The following is an 18,676-nucleotide window of genomic DNA, read 5'->3' on the forward strand; positions in this document are numbered from 1 at the left end:
AGGAGGTATCCGTCAGGTGGATGGCTGCGATCCACACAATCTATTTCCGTGATCACGGGTGGCGGGTCCAGATTAGTCACACCGCAATCAGGAGGACATGTCCGTGAAACCTGAACCCGTATCCGCGCTGTTCGCCGGATCGTTCGCCCTCGCGACTCTCTCGGCCCCGGACGGGCCGCAGTTCCCCGCCCTGGTCACCCCCGACGCGCGGGTGACCGACCTCCGGGTCGCCCTCGCCGACGAGGCGCTGACCGTGCGCGGTCTGCTGGAGGACTGGGCGGCCACCCTGCCGAGGCTGCGGGCGCTGGCCGCCGAGGACGGGCCGCGCCGGCCGCTGGCGGAGTTCCGGGTGCACGCCCCGGTCGAGCCCCGGCAGGTGTTCCAGTCGGGGGCGAACTACCGGCAGCACGTCATCGACCTGCATGTCGCCCACCGCGCCCCGGACGACGACCGTCCCGAGGAGGAGCGGCGCGCGGAGGCCGCGGAGATCATGGACCGGCGGGCCGCCGAGGACCTGCCGTACGTGTTCATCGGCCTGCCCAGCGCGATCACCGGCCCGTACGACGACGTGGTGCTGCCCGCCTGGGCCGAGAAGCCGGACTGGGAGCTGGAGCTGGCGGCCGTCGTCGGCCGGCCCGCCTACCGGGTCTCGGTGGAGGAGGCGCTGGAGTACGTCGCCGGGTACACGATCGCCAACGACCTCACCGACCGGGCGACGGTCTTCCGGCGGGACATGCCGCAGATCGGCACCGACTGGCTGCGCAGCAAGAACGCGCCGGGCTTCACCCCGCTCGGCCCGTGGATCGTGCCCGCCGAGTCGATCGCCGACCCCGGTGACCTGCGGGTCACGCTGAAGCTGAACGGCGAGACCATGCAGGACGAGTCCACCAAGGACATGATCTTCAACGTGGCCCGGATGGTCTCCTACGCCTCGCGGACCGCCCGGCTGCTCCCCGGCGACCTGGTGCTCACCGGCTCCCCGGCCGGCAACGGCATGCACTGGGGCCGGCTGCTGCGCGACGGCGATGTGATGGAGGGGTCGGTCACCGGGCTCGGCACCCAGCGCACCCGCTGTGTGGCGGAGGACGCGTCATGACCCTGGACCGCACCGACCCGGAGGGGTCGATCGCCCGCGCCGCCGAGGCGTACTCCAACTGGGGCCGCTGGGGCGAGGACGACGTGCTGGGCACGCTGAACTTCCTCGACGAGGCCAAGCGCCGCGAGGGCGCCGCCCTGGTGCGCCGGGGCGTCAGCTTCAGCCTGGCCCAGCGGTTCGACATGGACGGCCCGCAGAAGGGCTGGCGGCGGCGGACCAACCCGGTGCACACCATGCTGGACACCGGCGTGGACGCCGCGCTCGGCAACCAGGGCTTCCCGCACGGCATCGGCGGCGCCGACGACGTGATCGCGATGCCGTTGCAGTGCTCCACCCAGTGGGACGGGCTCGGGCACATCTTCGACCACGGCAAGGCGTGGAACGGCCGCCCGGCCGAGCGGGTCGTCACCTCCGAGGGCGACCTGGTCACCGGCATCGAGCACATGGCCCCGCACGTCGCGGGCCGCGGTGTGCTGCTGGACGTGGGCCGGGTGATCGGCACGGACGGCGAGCTGCCGGACGGGTTCGCCGTCACCGAGGAGCACCTGACGGCGACCGCCGAGGCGCACGGGGTGACCGTGGGCCGCGGTGATCTGGTGCTGGTGCGCACCGGGCAGCTCACCCGGGCCCGCCGCGAGGGCTGGGGCGACTACGCGGGCGGGCCCGCGCCCGGACTGTCGTTCACCACGGCCGGATGGCTGCACGGCACCGAGATCGCCGCGATCGCCACCGACACCTGGGGGTTCGAGGTCCGACCCAACGAGTTCGAGCACGCCTTCCAGCCGCTGCACCAGGTCGCCATCCCCAACATCGGCCTGCTGATCGGCGAGATGTGGGACCTGGACGCGCTCGCCGCGGACTGCGCCGAGGACGGTGTGTACGAGTTCTGGCTGACCGCCGCGCCCCTGCCCATCACCGGCGCGGTCGGCTCGCCCGTCAGCCCCGTCGCCGTCAAGTGACACCCGAGGAACGAAGGAGTTCCCATGACCGCACCCCGTAGGGTCCTCGTCGTCGGCGGCGGCGCCGCCGGCAACGCGACCGCGATCCTGCTGCGCCGGGCCGGCCTCGCCGTGGACCTGATCGAGGCCAAGGACGACTGGAACGCCACCGCCGGCTCCGGCATCACCCTCCAGGGCAACGCCCTGCGCGTGCTGCGCGAACTGGGCGTGTGGGACCAGGTGGCGGCGTCCGGCTTCGGCTTCGACGCCGTCGGCCTCACCGCCCCCGACGGCACCGTCCTGCACGTCGAGGCCGGTGCGCGCACCGGCGGGGACGACCTGCCCGCCACCGTCGGCATGCAGCGCCCGCGGCTCCAGCAGATCCTGATCGACGCGGTCCGGGCCAGCGGGGCGAGCGTCCGGCTGGGCACCCGCGCCGACTCCTTCGAGCAGGACGGCGACGGCGTCGACGTACGCTTCACCGACGGCACCGAGGGCCGCTACGACCTGGTGGTCGCCGCCGACGGGCTCGGCTCGGCCACCCGGGCCGCGATCGGCGTCACCGACCGGCCCGAACCCACCGGCATGGCCATCTGGCGCGTGGCCGCCCCCCGCCCGGCCGGGCTGACCCGCACCGACCTGGCCTACGGCGGCCCCGCCTACATCGCGGGCTACTGCCCCACCAGCGAGAGCACGATCTACGCCTACGTCGTCGAGGCCAACCGCGACCGGGCGTCCATCCCGCCGCGGTCGTACGCCGAGGAGATGCGCCGGCTGGCCTCCGCGTACGGCGGGTTCTGGCCGGAGATCACCGCGCACATCACCGATCCGGCGAAGGTCAACTACACCTGGTTCGACCGCCTGCTGGTGGAGGGCTCCTGGCACCGCGGGCGCGTGGTGCTCGCCGGTGACGCCGCGCACTGCTGCCCGCCCACCCTGGCCCAGGGCGCCGCGCTGTCCCTGGAGGACGCCTGGGTGCTGGCCGAGATGCTGACCGGCACCGAGACCTGGGACGACGCGCTGTTCCGGGCGTACTACGAGCGGCGGATCGCCCGGGTCCGCCCGGTCGTCGAGGCGTCCGTGCAGCTCGGCCGGTGGCAGCTCGACGGGGTCCGCGACGCCGACGTACCCGGCCTGATGGGCCGCGTCATGACACTGCTCAGGGAGCTGCCGTGACGTCACCGACCGTGGACGTGCACGCGCACGTCCTGCTGCCCGAGGTGGAGGCGCTGGTGGCGGGGCTGCCGGGGCTGGCCGAGGCGCGGGCGCTGGACGCCCGCCGCAACGGCCCCGAATCCCTCGCGGTCAGCGGCCCGATGGTCCGCGAGCGCATCCCCCGCCTGACGGACGTGACCGTGCGGCTCGCCGCGATGGACGCGCAGGGCGTGGACGTACAGGTGGTCAGCCCGTCGCCGTCGCACTACCACTACTGGGCGGACGAGGACACGGCCCGCGAGGTGTGCCGGCTGGCCAACGAGGCGACCGCCGCGCACTGCGCCCGGGCGCCCGAGCGGCTCAGGGGGCTCGGGCTGGTGCCGCTCCAGCACCCCGGGCTGATGCCGGAGGCGCTCGACCACGCCCTGGCGCAGGGCCTGCTCGGGGTGGAGATCTCCAGCCACGCCCCCGGCCGGGAGCTGTCCGATCCGGCGTACGAGCCGTTCTGGGCGCGGGCCGAGGAGACCGGGGCGATCCTGTTCCTGCACCCCTTCGGGTGCACGCTCGACGAGCGGCTGGACCGGTGGTACCTGTCCAACACGGTCGGCCAGCCCACCGAGAACGCCGTCGCCCTCTCCCACCTGATCTTCTCCGGGGTGCTGGACCGGCACCCCGGGCTGAAGCTGATCGCGGCGCACGGCGGCGGCTATCTGCCGACCCACATCGGCCGTTCCGACCACGCCTGGTCGGCCCGCCCGGACGCCGGGTCCGGCTGCGCGCACCTGCCCAGCAGCTATCTCAAGCGCCTGTACTTCGACTCCCTCGTGCACGATCCGCACGTGCTGCGGGAGCTGGTCCGGGCCGCCGGCGCCGACCGGGTGCTGCTCGGCTCCGACTTCCCCTTCGACATGGGCACCGAGGACCCGGTCGCCGCGCTGCGCGCCGCCCGGTTGCCCGAAGCCGACTTCCACGCCGTACGGGGCGGCAACGCCGCCGCCCTCCTGAGGAAGGACTGACACCATGCGTCTGCTCACCCATCTGAGGCACGTCGACCTCGCCGTGCCCGACTACGACAAGCAGCTCGACTTCTACTCCGGCGTCTGGGGCCTGACCAAGGTCGCCGAGGACTCCGGGATCTCCTTCCTGGCCGCCGAGGGCTCCCCCGAGCAGTACGTCGTCCGGCTGCGCAAGGCCGACGAGAAGCGTCTGGACCTGGTCTCCTACGGGGCCGCCAGTGCCGCCGACGTCGACACGCTCGCCGAGCAACTGCTCGCGGGCGGCGTGCAGTTGATCACCCAGCCGGGGAAGGTCGACACCCCCGGCGGCGGCTACGGCTTCCGGTTCTTCGACGTGGACGGCCGCACCATCGAGGTCTCCGCCGACGTCGAGGTACGCCGGCACCGCAAGATCGAGGAGAAGGAGGCCATCCCGGTCAAGCTCTCCCACGTGGTCCTCAACTCCCCCGATCTGAACCGCACCCGGGAGTGGTACGAGCGGCACCTCGGCTTCGCGCTGTCGGACACGCTCAGCTCGCCGCGCATGGGCGAGGTCATGCACTTCATGCGGATCAGCAACCAGCACCACTCGATGGCCATCGCCCGGGGCCCGCACACCGCCCTGCACCACATCTCCTTCGAGATGCGCGGCCTCGACGAGTACATGCGCGGCTCCGGCCGGGTCATCCGCGCCGGGTACCGGAAGATCTGGGGTCCGGGCCGGCACATGGCCGGGGACAACACCTTCACCTACTTCCTCGACCCGCAGGGCAACACCGTGGAGTACACCACCGAGCTGGAGCTGCTCGACGAGGACACCTGGCACCCGCACGTCTACGACTTCTCCCAGCCCGAGGTCACCGACCAGTGGGGCACCGCCAACCCGATGAACGAGCTGATCGCCAAGGAGTCGTTCAACGACCCCGACCGCGGTGTCTTCGTCGCCCCGCCGGTCTGAGCCACCGCAGCCGACGGCCGGGGACCCGCCACCCGCGCGTCCCCGGCTCCCCCCTCTCCTCACCTCTGCCTCAGGAGTCCCATGCGTTTCGCCGCCTACGAGTACCGGCAACGCCACCAGGTGGCCGTCGTGGAAGCGGACGGCACCCTCTACCCGCTGCCCGGGGTCACCTCGCTCACCGCGCTGCTCACGGAGACCGGCGGGCTGCCCGGGCTGCTCGCCGCCGGCGCGGCGGCCCTGGACGTGCCGCCCGGCCCGCACGTCTCCCAGGTCCGGCTGCTGCCCCCGCTCCAGCCGACCTCCGTACGGGACTTCGTCACCTTCGAGGAGCACGTCGAGGGCATACGCCGTTCCGTGGACGGCGCCGCGGGCGTGCCCGAGCAGTGGTACGCGGCGCCGACCTTCTACTTCACCAACCCGCACGCCATCTACGGCCCCGGCGACGCCGTCCCGGTGCCGCCCGGTTGCACCGCGCTCGACTTCGAGCTGGAGGTGGCCGCGGTCATCGGCCGCGAGGGCCGCGACCTCACCCCGGAGCTGGCCCGCGACCACATCGTCGGCTACACCGTCTTCAACGACTGGTCCGCCCGGGACCTGCAGTCCGCGGAGATGAAGGTCGGCCTCGGCCCCTGCAAGGGCAAGGACACCGCCACCACCCTCGGCCCCTACCTGGTCACCGCCGACGAACTGGAGCCGCACCGGGACGCCGAGGGCCTGCTGAAGCTGGCCCTGACCGCCGAGGTCAACGGCGAGAAGGTCGGCGAGGACCTGCTGTCCCACATGAGCTGGACCTTCGAGGAGATGGTCGCCTACGCCTCGCGCGGCACCCGCGTGGTCCCGGGCGACGTCCTGGGCTCGGGCACCTGCGGCAACGGCGGCTGCCTGGCCGAACTGTGGGGCCGGCGCGGCGAGCAGAGCCCGCCGCCGCTCAAGCCCGGTGACACGGTCACCCTCACCGTCGAGGGCCTCGGCACCCTCACCAACACCGTCGTCCCCGGCGCCGAACCCGTCCCCCTGCCGGCCGGCCGGCGGCACCGCCGGGAGCGGCCGTGAGCACGCCCCCGGGAAAGCTGGCGGGCAAGGTCGTCGTCGTCACCGGCGCGGCCCGCGGCCAGGGCGCGGCCGAGGCGGCGGCGCTCGCCCGCGAGGGCGCCCGGGTCGTCGCCACCGACGTGGACCCGGACGGGGACTGCCGCCGCCTCGACGTCAGCAGCGAGCCGGAGTGGGCGCGGCTCGCCGCCGAACTGCGCGCGACGTACGGGCAGGTGCACGGCCTGGTCAACAACGCCGGGATCACCTGGCGGGCCCGGGTCGGCGAGGTCCGGCCCGAGGACCTGGCACGGGTGCACGCGGTCAACGTCACCGGTCCGCTGCTGGGCATCCAGCACCTGGCGCCGCTGATGCCGGCCGGCGCCTCGGTGGTCAACGTCGGCTCCTCGGCGGCCCTCACCGCGCACTACCCGGTGGCCTACACGACCAGCAAGTGGGCGCTGCGCGGCCTGTCCAAGGCGGCGGCGCTGGAGCTGGGCCCGCGCGGCATCCGGGTGAACACGGTCCACCCCGGCTACATCGAGACCGACATGACCGCCTCCGCCGCCCCGGCGTTCCGGGAGGCCAACGTCCGCGAGACCCCGCTGGGCCGCACCGGCACGGCCGACGAGGTGGCGCCGCTGGTGGTGTTCCTGCTGTCGGACGAGTCGTCGTTCATCACCGGCGCGGAGATCCCCGTCGACGGCGGGCTGACCGCGCACGGCGGTGTCAAGTCGGTCTCCGACGCGCTGCGCGAAGGGGGCGGCGCGTGAAGCGGCTAGCGGGCAAGGTCGCGCTGATCTCCGGGACCGCGCGGGGCCAGGGCCGGGCGGCGGCCCTGCGGTTCGCGGCGGAGGGCGCGCTCGTGGTCGGCGGCGACCTGCGCCACGAGGAGGCCGTCGAGACCCAGCGGCTGATCGCCCGGGAGGGCGGCACCGCGCTGACGCCGCCCGGTCCGCTGGACGTCACCGACGAGGAGTCGGTGCGCGCGTGGGTGGCGGAGGCGGCGGAGGCGTTCGGCGGCATCGACATCGTGTACGCCAACGCCGGGGCGGTGCGCTTCGGGCCGATCACCGAACAGCCGTACGCGGACTTCGCGTTCACGATGCGTGCCGAGCTGGACTCGGTGTGGCTGACCGTCCGGGCGGCCTGGCCGCATCTGCTGCGCAGCCGGGGGTGCGTGCTGACGGTCGGCTCGACCGCCGGGCTGACCGGCTCGCTCACCAACGGCCGGACCGCGCACTCGGCGTCCAAGGGCGCGGTGATCGCGCTCACCCGGCAACTGGCGGCGGAGGGCGCCCCGTACGGCGTCCGCGCCAACTGCGTCAGCCCGGGGATGATCGACACGGAGGGGTCGCGCGGCGATCTGCTCGCCGAAGACCATCCGATGCGCTCCATCGCCCGGCACATCCCCCTGGGCCGGCTCGGCGTCCCCGAGGACGTCGTGAACGCGGCCGTGTTCCTGGTCTCCGACGAGGCCGCGTACGTCACCGGCGCCCATCTCGTGGTGGACGGCGGCTGGTCCGCCGTGCTGCCCGGCGCCGACCCCACCGGAAAGGAAACCCGCACGTGAACAAGGTCCGCGACAGTGCCGCCGAGGCGGTCGCCGACATTCCCGACGGCGCCTCGCTGGCGGTCGGCGGCTTCGGCCTCAGCGGGGTGCCCGAGGTGCTGATCCGCGCGCTGTACGAGCGGGGCTCGACGGGGCTGCGGGTGGTCTCCAACAACTGCGGGGTGGACGGGCGCGGTCTCGGTGTGCTGCTCGCCGCCGGGCGGATCGCCCGGGTCACCGGCTCCTACGTCGGCGAGAACAAGGAGTTCGCCCGCCAGTACCTCAGCGGTGAGCTGGAGGTGGAGCTGACCCCGCAGGGCACGCTCGCCGAACGGCTGCGGGCCGGCGGCGCGGGCATCCCCGCGTTCTACACCCCGGCCGGGGTCGGCACCCAGGTCGCCCGGGGCGGTCTGCCCTGGCGGTACGCGGCCGACGGCACGGTCGCGGTGGCCTCCCCGGCCAAGGAGACCCGGGAGTTCGCCGGCCGCCCGTACGTCCTGGAGCACGGCATCACCACCGACTTCGCCCTTGTACGGGCCTGGCGCGGCGACCGGCACGGCAACCTGGTGTTCCGCAAGGCGGCCGCCAACTTCAACCCGCCGGCCGCCATGGCGGGCAAGGTCACCCTTGCCGAGGTCGAGGAGCTCGTCGAGCCGGGCGAGCTGGCCCCCGACGCGGTGCACCTGCCGGGCGTCTACGTCCAGCGGGTGGTGGCGCTCAGCGCCGAGGAGGCTGCGGACAAGCGGATCGAACGCCTGACGACCTCCGCGTCGTCGACCCGAGGGGCGGTACGCGACTGATGGCCTGGACCCGCGACCAGATGGCCGCCCGCGCCGCCGCCGAACTCACCGACGGCTCCTACGTCAACCTCGGCATCGGCCTGCCCACCCTGATCCCCGGCCACCTCCCGCCCGGTGTGCGGGTGGTCCTGCACTCCGAGAACGGCATCCTCGGCACCGGCCCCTACCCCGCCGAGGACGAGGTCGACCCGGATCTGATCAACGCCGGGAAGGAGACGGTCACCGTGCTGCCGGGGGCGTCGTTCTTCGACTCGGCGCTGTCCTTCGGGATGATCCGGGGCGGTCACATCGACACCGCCGTGCTGGGCGCCATGCAGGTGTCCCAGCACGGTGACCTGGCCAACTGGATGATCCCCGGCAAGATGGTCAAGGGCATGGGCGGCGCCATGGACCTGGTGCACGGGGCCCGCCGGGTGATCGTGCTGATGGAGCACACCGCCAAGGACGGCAGCCCCAAGATCCTCCAGGAGTGCGCGCTGCCGCTGACCGGCGAGCGGTGCGTGCACCGGATCATCACCGACCTCGGCGTCCTCGACGTCACCGAGGACGGCCTGGCCCTGGTGGAGACCGCCCCGGGGGTCACCGCCGAGGACATCGCCGCCCGTACCGACGCCGTGGTCCGCACGGCGTAAGGGGGGCACGGCGCCGTACGCCGCCGCCCGTGCCGGTGGCGGCGCGGGCGGCGGCGGACACGGTCGTCAGGCGGCGGACACGGAGAAGTAGTGCCCCTTGTCCAGGTCCTCCAGGAGGCCGGGGTGGACCGGCTCCCAGTCGAGCAGTTCGCGGGTGAGGGCGCTGGACGCCGGGCAGTCCTCGCCGACGAAGCCGCCGAGCATGGTGAAGTGCGCCGCGGCCTCCTCGGGGGCGACGGAGGCCACCGGCACGCCGAGGTGCCGGCCGATCACCTCGGCGATGTCGCGCAGGGCGACGCCCTCCTCGGCGGCGCCGTGCAGCATCGAACCGGCGGGGGCCCGCTCGACGGCCAGGCGGAACAGCCGCGCGGCGTCGAGCCGGTGCACGGCCGGCCAGCGGTTGGCGCCGTCGCCGACGTACCCGGCGACGCCCCGGTCCCGGGCGGTGGCGACCAGCGCGGCCAGGAAGCCGTTGTCGCCCTCGCCGTGGCAGGTCGGGGAGAGCCGCACCACCGAGGAACGCACCCCGCGGGCCGCGAGGGCGAGCGCCGCGTCCGCAGTGGCCGCGCGCGCCGAGAGCGTCGTGCCGCCGAAGCCGGCCGTGTCCCGCTCGGTCGCGACCCGCCCCGGGGCGACACCGGCCAGCCCGGAGGCGAGCACGAAGGGCCGGTCCGAGCCGGCCAGCGCGTCGCCGAAGGCGTCGACGGCGCGGCGGTCGGCCTCGGCGGCCCCCAGGTAGTCGCCGGTGAACGCGATGTCGTGCTTGAAGGCGAGGTGGATCACGCCGTCCGAGGCGGCGGCCGTCTCCCGGAGCACGTCGAGGTCGTCGAGGGTGCCCCGGACCACGTCCGCCCCGGCCCCGGTGAGGGCGGCGGCGGACGCCTCGGAGCGGGCGAGCCCGACGACCTGGTGGCCGGCGTCGAGGAGTTCGGGGACGAGGGCGGAGCCGATCCAGCCGGACGCGCCGGTCACGAAGATGCGCATGGGAGTTCTCCAAACGGACGGGAAGCAACCGATGTCAGCCGCTGACATAGACGGTACCAGGCGATGTCAGCGACTGCCATCGCGTTAGGATCCCCCCATGAGCAGATGGCAGCCGGACGCGAAGGGACGCCTCGCGAAGGCCGCGCTGGAGCTGTACTGCGAGCGCGGATACGAACAGACCACCGTGGCGGAGATCGCCGGACGGGCGGGACTGACCGAGCGGACCTTCTTCCGGCACTACGCCGACAAGCGCGAGGTGCTCTTCGACGGGACCGCCGCCCTGCAGGAGCTGTTCACGTCGGCGGTGGCCGCGGCACCGGAGGAGGCGGCGCCGATCGAGGCGGTCGCGGCGGGCCTGGAGGCGGTGTGCGCCTCCTTCGCCGGCCGTACGGAGTTCGCCCGCCGCCGGCACTTCGTGATCGCGGCGACCGCGGAGCTCCGGGAGCGCGAGCTGATCAAACTCGCCACGCTGGCGTCCGCGCTCGCCGCGACCCTGCGCCGGCGGGGCGTTCCCGAACCGGCCGCCGGGCTGACCGCGGAGGCGGGCGTGGCCGTCTTCAGGATCGGCTTCGAGCGCTGGGTCGCACCGGGCGAGGACCGGGAGCTGGCGCAGGTGGTACGGGAGTGCCTGGCCGGACTGCGGACCGCCGTCGGCGCCGCGTAGACGGCCGGGGCCCGCCCGGGGCCCCGGCGGGGCGGGTCCGGGCGGGCCCCGGCGGTGCTGCCGCGGTCCGGCGCGGGTGCGCTGGTGCCGTTATCCGGCGTAGGTCTCGAACTCGGCCACCTGGGGGGTGCCGGTCGAGCCGGTGATCTCGAAGGTGATCTTCTTCAGCGAGGTCTTGGGGAAGGTGGCGGTCCCCGCGCCGCTGCCCGAGGCCAGGACGGCCCCGGTGTCGGCGTTGAGCAGCTTCCAGGTGCCGATGCGGCCCGCGGCGCCCGTCGTCTCCCGGATCCTGGCCGTGGAGACGGCCGTGGCGGAGTCCCACTTGACCGAGACCGAGCCGGTGGCGCCGGCCGGCGACCAGTAGGTGCTCGGGTCACCGTCGCGGACGTTGCCGTAGCTGGTGCCGCTCGCCTTGCTGGAGCCGTCGGCACCGGCGGAGAGGCTGAGGTTGGTGCCGGTGGGCTCGCCCGGACCGGGGGTGCCGGGGTCGGTGGGCGTGGGCGTCCCGGGGTCGGTGGGCGTCGGACTCGGCGACTGCGGGGTGCAGTTGCCGTCCGAGACGCGCAGCCCCTTGTTGGCGCCCGCCGTCCGGCTCACCACGTCGGGGACGCAGGACGCCTGGTCGAGAGTGTAGGCGTAGGGGATGCTCACCGTGGTGTTGGACTGCGGGTCCGGTCCGGCCGGGTTGGTGTCGCCGCCGGGGCTGCTCCAGGTGACGTTGTCGAAGATGTTGCCGCTGACCTGCCAGTAGCCGGCCTGGTCGGTGTAGAAGGTGCCGAGGACGTCCTTGGAGTCCTCGAAGTAGTTGTGGTCGACCTTGGCGCGGGCGCCGGCCCGGGAGTTGATGCCGGACTCGTTGAGACCGGCGTAGTGGTTGTTGTAGATGTGCGCGATGCCGCCGCGCAGCAGGGGCGTACGGGAGTCGATGTTCTCGTACAGGTTGTGGTGGAAGGTGACGTAGCCGTTGGAGCGGTCGCTCTCGCTGGAGCCGATCAGGCCGCCGCGGCCGGAGTTGCGCAGGATGCTGTAGGACAGGGTGACGTACTGGGTGTTGTCCTTCATGTCGAAGAGTCCGTCATAGCCCTCGGACTCCCCGCCGGACGCCTCCAGGGTGGCGTGGTCGACCCAGACGTTGCGGACGTCGCTCTCCATGCCGATGGCGTCGCCGCCGTTGGAGGTGGGCGAGCCGGACTTCTTGACGTTCCGGACGGTCACGTTCTGGATGATGATGTTGCTGGATTCACGGATGTGGATGCCGACCTGGTCGAAGACCGCGCCGCCGCCCACGCCGACGATGGTGACGTTGCTGATCTGCTTCAGCTCGATCACCCCGGCGGCGGTGCTGCAACTGGAGCCGGAGACCTTGCTGGTGTTGCCGTGGTTGACGGTGCCCTCGACCTCGATGGTGATCGGGGTGCTGCTGCTGGCCCGGCCGCACAGGGCCTGGTGGATCGCGGTGCCGGTGGTGGCGCGCACCGTCCGGCCGCCCGCGCCGCCGGTGGTGCCGCCGTTCTGGGTGGCGTAGCCGGTGGCGCCGCCGGTCGCGGCCGATGCCTCGGGCGTCGACGCGACCGCCCCGAGCGCGGCCGCGAGGGCCGCCACGGCCGTGGCCGCGGACAGCCGTAGAGCGACTGGTCGTCTCATCCTGACGTCTCCTTGCCTGGAATGCCGGGTGTGGTGCCGTAGCCGCCCCGCGCGCCCGCCGCCGGGCCGGACCGCCCGCCGGCCGGCGGGAACGCGCGTGCGTGCGGGGCGGGGCGCCGGTGCCGCGGCGGAGCTGGTCCGGGCGCGGTGCCGGTCGTGCTCCCGTTGCCTCGGTGACATCGCCGGCGGGGCCGGGGCGGACGGCGCGGCGGGTCGTCGTCGCGGGGTACGTCCTCGGTTCCGTGGCGCGTCGGTTTCCTGGGTGAGACCCCGCGGTGGATCGGTGGCGGCTCGTGCGGAACGCGGGGCGGGAAAGCGCTTTCCGTCCCGGAGGATAGAGTGGCCCGCGAGACAGTGGCAAGGGTTTGCGCAGTCATGGATGTGATCGGCCTTCAGCCCGCTGTTCAGTTGGCGTTCTTCTCCGGGTCTCCGGCGCGCCGCCTCACGCCGCCCGGACCACCTCCGCCGGGGCGGCCCTGAGCGCCCGCCGGGTGGGCAGCTCCACCGTCAGGAAGGACGTGACCGCCACCGTCACCGCGGTCAGCGGCAGCAGCCAGACCGGGCCGGCCGGCCAGGGCCGGCCGAGGAAGCCCTGGCCGAGGAAGGCCAGCGGCAGCGCGGACAGGGCGAGGCCCGCGGCGAGCGCGGCGGCGGTGGTCACCGCCGACTCCCGGCGGGTCATCGCCAGGATCTGCCGGGGCGTGGTGCCAGCCAGTCGCAGCGCGGCGATCTCGGTGCGGCGCTGGGCGGTGGCGGCGACGATCCGGTTGGCGACGCTGAGCAGCAGGTAGCCGATCAGGACGACGACGAGCGCGAGGTTGATCCACACCTCGGGCGGCGTGTCCCGCCCGGCCGTGGCGCCGCTGCCGGTGCCGGTCAGGGCGAGCCCCGGGTGGGCGGCGGTGTATCCGGCCAGTGCGCGTCCGGCGGCGGCCGAACCGTCGGTGCGCACCAGCAGGGACTGGGCGGCCGGGTCGGCCGTGGTGTGCCCGGCGGCCAGGTCCCGGGAGAGGACCACCGGCCCGAAGCCGAGGCCCCGGGAGTACACGGCGACCACCCGGGCGGTGACCCGCGCGCCGTCCCCGAGGACCAGCCGCACCTCACGGCCCGGTCCGGCGTCGCGCGGCCCGGCGACCTCGCTGCTGACGGCGACGGTGTTCCCGGTGAGCCGGTCCAGGCGGCCCTCGCGCACCCCGAGGTCCAGGACGGCCGCCGCGCCCGGCGTGAGCACCGAAGCGGTGGCCGCCTCGCTCTCCGTCTCGCCGAACTGCCGGTACGGCCACACCACCGTGGTGGTGGCCACCGGTTCCGCCGCCCGCACCCCGGGCAGCCCGAGCACGGCGGACCGGGTGCCCTCGGGCAGGCCCCCCAGGGCGGGCGCGGTCAGCCGGTGCTGGGCGAGGGTGCCGGCCCGGGTGTCGCCGGAGGCGGCGGCCAGCACGGTGGTCTGCGCGAAGGTGTACGTCAGCACGAACACGACCGCCATCGCCAGCGGGCTGACCACCCCGGACAGGCGCTGCGCGTACGCCCGTACGTTGGCCAGGGCGAGCCAGGTCGGGGCCGGCGCGCCGGGCCGCAGGCGCCGTACGGCCGCCGTGCCCGCCGCCCTGACCAGGGCGGGCCCGGCCAGTGCCAGGCCGATCGCGGCGATGATGCCCGCCAGCGAGGTGGCGGCGGCGCCGAGGGCGGTACGGGCGAACAGCGGGACGGCGGAGAGCCCGCTCGCGGCGACGATCAGCAGGGCCCCGGCGGTGGTGCGGCCCGGCGAGGACGCGCGGGGTTCGCTGCGGGACTCCGCGACCGCCTCGGTGGCCGGCATCCGGGAGGTGCGCCAGGCGGCGCAGTGGGCGGAGAGCCGTACGGCCGCCGCGGTGAGCAGGACCGTCGCCAGGGCCGGGAGGGGGCCGAGGACCAGGGGCAGTCCGGCGGGCAGGACGCCGCGGTCGACGAGTGCCCCGCGGAAGGTGTCCGCCAGCAGATAGCCGAGCGCCAGGCCCGGGGCCAGGGCGACGGCGGCGACGACCGTCGACTGGGCGGCGGCCAGCTTGCGGATCTGACGGGGTGTCGCTCCCACGGCCCGCATCAGCGCCAGGTCCCGGCGCTGTCCGGCGACGGCCACGCCGAGCGCGCCCGCGGTGACGAACCCGGTGATCAGCAGGACGATCCCGGCGAGCGACCCGGCGAGCAGGACGAGCAGCGAGCGGGCCGCGCCGTCGCCCGGCGCCACGGCCTCGCCGCGCTCGCCGCCGGTACGGACCTGGAGCCCGGTGCCGGCCACCTGGTCGCGGACCACCGCCGCGAGGTCCTCCCCGGCGCCGGGTGCGGCGCGCAGGCCGATCAGGTCGACGGTGCCGGCCCGGGGCCCGGGGGCGCTGGCCGCCCGTCCGGCCAGCTTCAGGGCCGTACGGTCGGCGAAGTAGACGCCCGCTTCCGGCGCGTCGACCACGGCGGTGACCCGGTAGGGCGCGGCGGGGCGGCCGGCGACGACGGCCCGCACGCGCGTGCCCACGTCCAGGCCCGCCGCCGCCGGTACGGCGATCTCGTGCGGGTCCGCCGGTGCCCGGCCCTCGATCCGGGGGCCGGCGAGCAGCCGGGTGGAGGACCAGCCGTGTCCGGCCGTACCGGCGTCCTCGCCGGCCGGCAGGGTCCGCCCGGACCGCAGGAGGGCGGCCGGGAAGCCGATGTCCCCGACGGCCGCGGTGACCCCGGGCAGTCGGCCCAGCTCTCCCACCAGGCGGGCGGGGACGGTGGCGCGTTCGGGCAGGGCGACGGGGAGGTCCGCGTCCGGCCGGTACCGCTGGTCGGCGGTGACCACGACGTCCGCGCCGGCCAGCCGCCCGGGCGGGAGGTGGGAGCGCAGGCCGGTCTCGGCGAGGACACCGGTGGCGGTGATCAGTACGGCACCGCCCAGGACGGCGCAGGCCACGGCGAGCAGGGCGGTGATGCGGTGCGCGGTCATGCGCAGGGCGAGGTGCAGCATGGTGTCTACCTCTCCGCCGACGCGACGAGCCGGTCGGTGAGTTCGGGGGCCGGCGGTTCGGGCAGGTGGTCCGAGGACGGGTGCGCGGTCGGGCGGGGGACGGGGTGCCGCATCGGTCAGCCCTCCCCCAGCGCGACCAGCCGGTCGGCGAGTTCGGCGGCCGACGGTTCGGGCAGGGAGTCCACGACCCGGCCGTCGGCCATCACCAGGGCCCGGTGCGCGCGGGCGGCGGCGGCCGGGTCGTGGGTGACCATCACCACCGTCTGGCCGAGGTCGTCGACGAGGCCGCGCAGCAGGTCCAGGACCTGCCGGGCGCCGCGCAGGTCCAGCGCCCCGGTCGGCTCGTCGGCGAACACCACGGCCGGGCGGGCCGCCAGCGCCCGTACCAGGGCGGCGCGCTGTTGCTGTCCGCCGGAGAGTTCGGCCGGGCGGTGGTGCAGCCGGTCGGCCAGGCCGACGCGTTCGACCAGGGTGTCCAGCCAGGCCCGGTCCGGGCGGCGGCCGGCCAGCCGCAGGGGCAGCGTGATGTTGTCCTGGAGGCTGAGCGAGGGGATCAGGTTGTACGCCTGGAACACGAACCCGACGTGTTCCCTGCGCAGTTCGGTGCGGCGGGTCTCGTCCATCCCGGCGATCTCGTGGCCGTCGATGCGGACGCTGCCCTCCGTGGGCGCGTCCAGTCCGGCGGCGCAGTGCATCAGCGTGCTCTTGCCCGACCCGGAGGGCCCCATCACGGCGAGGAAGGTGCCGTGCCGCACGGTGAGGGTCACGCCGTCGAGGGCGCGCACTCCGCCCGGGTACGTCTTGCCGACGCCCGTCAGCGCGATGGCGGGCGCCTTGCGGCCGGTGCCGGGGACGACGGCGGTGCTCATCGGCGCCCGCGCAGGTTGCGGACGACGAGGGTGCCGGCGGCCAGGAGGGTGACCGTGCCGCAGGCGAGGTTGAGCCAGACGGAGGTGTCGCCGTAGGAGGTCGCCATGTTGGCGACGGCGCTGAGCACGACGACCGCCCAGAGCAGGGTGCGGACGAGGTCCTTCCGGCCGGCGCCGCTCGCGGTGCCGCCCTCGGGGGTACTGGTCAGGCGGTAGGGGTCGGTGTCCGGCATGGCAACTGTCTCCTGGGTCCGGGTCGGTCGGTTCCGTCTCCGTCGACGCTAGGGGCCGGGGGTGCGCCCGGCCGATCCCGCTGTCCGCCCGGTTCGGGGTACAGCAGGCTGTACTTTCCGGGGGTCCGCCTGTCGGCGGACGGACCGGCGCTCTAGGGTCGGTGGCCGAGGAAGGAGGGTTGATGACGACCCGGAGCACGACCGAGGCACCCGGCGCGGGCGCCGGCCCCAGGAAGGCCGCGGCGCGGACCCTGCGGGACGCCGGTGCGGCGCTCGCCCAGCTCGCCCGCGGCCTCGGCACCGCCGTCCCGGCCCTGGCCGTCCTGCTGCTGGTGGTGCTGGCCGCCGTGACCGCGCCGCTGGGCGTGGGGCTGCTGCTCGCCGCCGTGCTGCCCCGGGCGCTGCACGCCCTGGCCGGGCGGGAACGGGCCCGGCTGACCCGCGTCGGACCCGAGGTGGTGCCGCCCGACCCGCCGCCGGTCCGGCTGCGGCAGGCGCTCACCGACCCGACCACCCGGCGGGAACTGCGCTGGCTGGTGCGGCACGCCACCCTCGGCCTGGTCCTCGGGCTGCTCGGCGTCTACCTGCCGATCGCCGCCGTCCGGGACACCCTCTTCCCGCTGCTGTGGCCGGTGGCGCCCGCCGACGCCACCAGCACCTCGCTGGGGTTCGGCACCGCCCGCACCTGGCCGGAGGCGGCCTCGGTGACGCTGCTCGGCCTCGGCTGGACCGCCATCATCCTGGGTCTCGGCCCGGCCCTGGCGCGGCTCCAGGCGAACCCCGGGCGGCGGCTGCTGTCCGCCGGTCCCGGCACCGACCTGTCGCTGCGGGTCGCCGAGCTGACCGCGACCCGGGCCGCCGCCCTGGACGCGCACGCCACCGAGCTGCGCCGCATCGAGCGGTCCCTGCACGACGGCGCGCAGAACCGGGTCGTCGCCGTCACCGTGCTGCTCGGCGCCGCCCGCCGGATGGTGGCCCGCGACCCGGCCGGCGCCGACGAACTCCTGGAGCGGGCCCAGTCGGCCGCCGAACAGGCCCTGGCCGAGCTGCGCGGGGTGGCGCGCAGCATCCTGCCGCCGGTCCTCTCCGACCGGGGTCTCGCGGGCGCCGTGTCGGGGCTGGCCGCGGACTGCCCGGTGCCCTGCCGCACGGAGGTCGACGTGCCCGAGCGGTGCGCCGCCTCCGTCGAGGCCACCGCCTACTTCGTCGTCGCCGAGGCGCTGACCAACATCGCCAAGCACAGCGGCGCCCGGGCGGCCGTCGTCACGGCCCGCTCCCGGGGCGGCAGGCTGCGGCTGCGGATCGAGGACGACGGACGGGGCGGCGCCCACGAGGACGGCGGCAGCGGCCTGGCCGGCATCCGCCGCCGGGTCGCGGCCCATGACGGTACGCTCACCCTGGCCAGCCCACCGGGCGGCCCGACCCTTCTTGAGGTGGACCTGCCATGCGGATCGTGATAGCCGAGGACGACCCGTTGCTGCGGGAGGGCCTGGCGCTGCTGCTGCGCGCCGAGCAGCTCGACGTGGTCGCCACCGCCGGCACCCCCGACGGGGTGCTCGCCGCCCTGGACGAGCACGAGCCGGACGTCGCCGTCCTCGACGTACGGATGCCGCCCAGCCACACCGACGAGGGCATCCGCGTCGCCGTGGAGGCCCGGCGGCGGCGGCCCGGCCTCGCGGTGCTGGTGCTCTCCGCGTACGTCGAGCGGGCCTTCGCCACCGAGCTGCTCACCGGCGGGGTGACGGGCCTGGGCTATCTGCTGAAGGAACGGGTGGGCCGGGTGGAGGAGTTCCTCGACGCGCTGCACCGGGTGGCGTCCGGCGGAACCGCCATCGACCCGGAGGTCGTCGCCCAGCTCTTCACCCGGTCGCGGCAGGACAGCAAACTGGAGCGGCTCAGCCCGCGCGAGCGGGACGTGCTGGCGCTGATGGCGGAGGGGCTGGGCAACACCGCCATCGCCGGGCGCCTGGTGGTGACCGAGGGAGCGGTGCACAAGCACATCCGGTCCATCTTCGCCAAGCTCGACCTGTCGCCGGCCGACCAGGTGGACCGGCGGGTGGCCGCCGTCCTGCGCTATCTGGACGGCACCCGGTCGCGGGCCTGAACAGAGCGTCGGGCAGGTCTCGCACCTGCATTTCCCCGCGGGG

Annotated in this window: 18 protein-coding genes; 13 read left to right on the forward strand and 5 right to left on the reverse strand. The window is 74.7% G+C overall.

Annotated elements, in window-relative coordinates; genetic code table 11:
* The first annotated feature begins 97 nt into the window (after nucleotides 1-97).
* The 10 genes from IE316_RS08640 to IE316_RS08685 all read left to right on the forward strand — a co-directional run bounded on the left by IE316_RS08640 (nucleotide 98) and on the right by IE316_RS08685 (nucleotide 9,155).
* Nucleotides 98-1,096 carry a fumarylacetoacetate hydrolase family protein gene (locus tag IE316_RS08640; RefSeq protein ID WP_190203567.1) on the forward strand — a complete coding sequence of 333 codons (999 nt, stop codon included), beginning with the start codon at nucleotides 98-100 and terminating at the stop codon, nucleotides 1,094-1,096.
* Nucleotides 1,093-2,055, forward strand: coding sequence for a cyclase family protein (locus IE316_RS08645; RefSeq protein WP_190203568.1), 963 nt, complete (start codon nucleotides 1,093-1,095; stop codon nucleotides 2,053-2,055). Before IE316_RS08640 ends, IE316_RS08645 begins: the two co-directional genes overlap by 4 nt.
* A 24-nt stretch (nucleotides 2,056-2,079) precedes the next feature.
* Complete coding sequence (locus tag IE316_RS08650; protein WP_190203569.1) at nucleotides 2,080-3,210, forward strand: FAD-dependent oxidoreductase; 1,131 nt, start codon at nucleotides 2,080-2,082, stop codon at nucleotides 3,208-3,210.
* The gene (locus IE316_RS08655) at nucleotides 3,207-4,205 is read left to right on the forward strand and encodes an amidohydrolase family protein (protein WP_190203570.1); all 999 of its coding nucleotides are present in this window, start codon (nucleotides 3,207-3,209) and stop codon (nucleotides 4,203-4,205) included. Before IE316_RS08650 ends, IE316_RS08655 begins: the two co-directional genes overlap by 4 nt.
* A 4-nt stretch (nucleotides 4,206-4,209) precedes the next feature.
* On the forward strand, nucleotides 4,210-5,142 hold the full coding sequence (locus IE316_RS08660; RefSeq protein WP_190203571.1) for a VOC family protein: 933 nt from the start codon (nucleotides 4,210-4,212) through the stop codon (nucleotides 5,140-5,142).
* A gap of 81 nt (nucleotides 5,143-5,223) precedes the next feature.
* Nucleotides 5,224-6,195 (forward strand): fumarylacetoacetate hydrolase family protein, encoded by a 972-nt coding sequence (locus IE316_RS08665; protein WP_190203572.1) that lies wholly within the window; start codon nucleotides 5,224-5,226, stop codon nucleotides 6,193-6,195.
* On the forward strand, nucleotides 6,192-6,944 hold the full coding sequence (locus tag IE316_RS08670; protein ID WP_190203573.1) for an SDR family NAD(P)-dependent oxidoreductase: 753 nt from the start codon (nucleotides 6,192-6,194) through the stop codon (nucleotides 6,942-6,944). Before IE316_RS08665 ends, IE316_RS08670 begins: the two co-directional genes overlap by 4 nt.
* Nucleotides 6,941-7,744 (forward strand): SDR family NAD(P)-dependent oxidoreductase, encoded by an 804-nt coding sequence (locus IE316_RS08675; protein WP_190203574.1) that lies wholly within the window; start codon nucleotides 6,941-6,943, stop codon nucleotides 7,742-7,744. The genes IE316_RS08670 and IE316_RS08675 overlap by 4 nt, the downstream gene beginning before the upstream one ends.
* Nucleotides 7,741-8,523 carry a CoA transferase subunit A gene (locus IE316_RS08680; RefSeq protein WP_190203575.1) on the forward strand — a complete coding sequence of 261 codons (783 nt, stop codon included), beginning with the start codon at nucleotides 7,741-7,743 and terminating at the stop codon, nucleotides 8,521-8,523. Before IE316_RS08675 ends, IE316_RS08680 begins: the two co-directional genes overlap by 4 nt.
* Nucleotides 8,523-9,155, forward strand: a complete 633-nt coding sequence (locus tag IE316_RS08685) for a CoA transferase subunit B (protein ID WP_190203576.1) — start codon at nucleotides 8,523-8,525, stop codon at nucleotides 9,153-9,155. Before IE316_RS08680 ends, IE316_RS08685 begins: the two co-directional genes overlap by 1 nt.
* A 66-nt stretch (nucleotides 9,156-9,221) precedes the next feature.
* Here IE316_RS08685 and IE316_RS08690 read toward each other — a convergent pair whose 3' ends face one another.
* Nucleotides 9,222-10,139, reverse strand: coding sequence for an SDR family oxidoreductase (locus tag IE316_RS08690; RefSeq protein ID WP_190203577.1), 918 nt, complete (start codon nucleotides 10,137-10,139; stop codon nucleotides 9,222-9,224).
* A gap of 97 nt (nucleotides 10,140-10,236) precedes the next feature.
* Between IE316_RS08690 and IE316_RS08695 the strand changes: the two genes are divergently transcribed.
* Nucleotides 10,237-10,803 (forward strand): TetR/AcrR family transcriptional regulator, encoded by a 567-nt coding sequence (locus IE316_RS08695; RefSeq protein ID WP_190203578.1) that lies wholly within the window; start codon nucleotides 10,237-10,239, stop codon nucleotides 10,801-10,803.
* 90 nt (nucleotides 10,804-10,893) lie between these two features.
* Here the strand turns inward: IE316_RS08695 and IE316_RS08700 are convergent, their stop codons facing one another.
* From IE316_RS08700 to IE316_RS08715, 4 genes are all read right to left on the reverse strand, one after another.
* The gene (locus IE316_RS08700) at nucleotides 10,894-12,447 is read right to left on the reverse strand and encodes a pectate lyase family protein (protein WP_190203579.1); all 1,554 of its coding nucleotides are present in this window, start codon (nucleotides 12,445-12,447) and stop codon (nucleotides 10,894-10,896) included.
* Nucleotides 12,448-12,889: 442 nt separating this feature from the next.
* Nucleotides 12,890-15,427 carry an FtsX-like permease family protein gene (locus IE316_RS08705; RefSeq protein WP_190203580.1) on the reverse strand — a complete coding sequence of 846 codons (2,538 nt, stop codon included), beginning with the start codon at nucleotides 15,425-15,427 and terminating at the stop codon, nucleotides 12,890-12,892.
* A 116-nt stretch (nucleotides 15,428-15,543) separates the two neighbouring features.
* Nucleotides 15,544-16,296: an ABC transporter ATP-binding protein gene (locus IE316_RS08710; RefSeq protein WP_190203581.1), complete on the reverse strand. Its 753-nt coding sequence runs from the start codon at nucleotides 16,294-16,296 to the stop codon at nucleotides 15,544-15,546.
* Complete coding sequence (locus IE316_RS08715; RefSeq protein ID WP_190203582.1) at nucleotides 16,293-16,529, reverse strand: hypothetical protein; 237 nt, start codon at nucleotides 16,527-16,529, stop codon at nucleotides 16,293-16,295. The genes IE316_RS08710 and IE316_RS08715 overlap by 4 nt, the downstream gene beginning before the upstream one ends.
* A gap of 182 nt (nucleotides 16,530-16,711) precedes the next feature.
* Between IE316_RS08715 and IE316_RS08720 the strand changes: the two genes are divergently transcribed.
* On the forward strand, nucleotides 16,712-17,986 hold the full coding sequence (locus IE316_RS08720; RefSeq protein WP_190203583.1) for a sensor histidine kinase: 1,275 nt from the start codon (nucleotides 16,712-16,714) through the stop codon (nucleotides 17,984-17,986).
* Nucleotides 17,974-18,633 carry a response regulator transcription factor gene (locus IE316_RS08725; protein WP_190203584.1) on the forward strand — a complete coding sequence of 220 codons (660 nt, stop codon included), beginning with the start codon at nucleotides 17,974-17,976 and terminating at the stop codon, nucleotides 18,631-18,633. The genes IE316_RS08720 and IE316_RS08725 overlap by 13 nt, the downstream gene beginning before the upstream one ends.
* Nucleotides 18,634-18,676 lie beyond the last annotated feature (43 nt).

Source organism: Streptomyces fumanus (assembly GCF_014655295.1).
GTDB lineage: Bacteria > Actinomycetota > Actinomycetes > Streptomycetales > Streptomycetaceae > Streptomyces > Streptomyces fumanus.

Excerpts from the sequence above, each read along its gene's own strand:
- IE316_RS08720 (WP_190203583.1), top strand. The coding sequence starts at position 16,712 with ATGACGACCCGGAGCACGACCGAGGCACCCGGCGCGGGCGCCGGCCCC.
- IE316_RS08705 (WP_190203580.1), bottom strand. The coding sequence starts at position 15,427 with ATGCTGCACCTCGCCCTGCGCATGACCGCGCACCGCATCACCGCCCTG.
- IE316_RS08725 (WP_190203584.1), top strand. The coding sequence starts at position 17,974 with ATGCGGATCGTGATAGCCGAGGACGACCCGTTGCTGCGGGAGGGCCTG.
- IE316_RS08710 (WP_190203581.1), bottom strand. The coding sequence starts at position 16,296 with ATGAGCACCGCCGTCGTCCCCGGCACCGGCCGCAAGGCGCCCGCCATC.
- IE316_RS08650 (WP_190203569.1), top strand. The coding sequence starts at position 2,080 with ATGACCGCACCCCGTAGGGTCCTCGTCGTCGGCGGCGGCGCCGCCGGC.
- IE316_RS08690 (WP_190203577.1), bottom strand. The coding sequence starts at position 10,139 with ATGCGCATCTTCGTGACCGGCGCGTCCGGCTGGATCGGCTCCGCCCTC.
- IE316_RS08700 (WP_190203579.1), bottom strand. The coding sequence starts at position 12,447 with ATGAGACGACCAGTCGCTCTACGGCTGTCCGCGGCCACGGCCGTGGCG.
- IE316_RS08640 (WP_190203567.1), top strand. The coding sequence starts at position 98 with ATGTCCGTGAAACCTGAACCCGTATCCGCGCTGTTCGCCGGATCGTTC.
- IE316_RS08660 (WP_190203571.1), top strand. The coding sequence starts at position 4,210 with ATGCGTCTGCTCACCCATCTGAGGCACGTCGACCTCGCCGTGCCCGAC.
- IE316_RS08685 (WP_190203576.1), top strand. The coding sequence starts at position 8,523 with ATGGCCTGGACCCGCGACCAGATGGCCGCCCGCGCCGCCGCCGAACTC.
- IE316_RS08715 (WP_190203582.1), bottom strand. The coding sequence starts at position 16,529 with ATGCCGGACACCGACCCCTACCGCCTGACCAGTACCCCCGAGGGCGGC.
- IE316_RS08645 (WP_190203568.1), top strand. The coding sequence starts at position 1,093 with ATGACCCTGGACCGCACCGACCCGGAGGGGTCGATCGCCCGCGCCGCC.
- IE316_RS08695 (WP_190203578.1), top strand. The coding sequence starts at position 10,237 with ATGAGCAGATGGCAGCCGGACGCGAAGGGACGCCTCGCGAAGGCCGCG.
- IE316_RS08665 (WP_190203572.1), top strand. The coding sequence starts at position 5,224 with ATGCGTTTCGCCGCCTACGAGTACCGGCAACGCCACCAGGTGGCCGTC.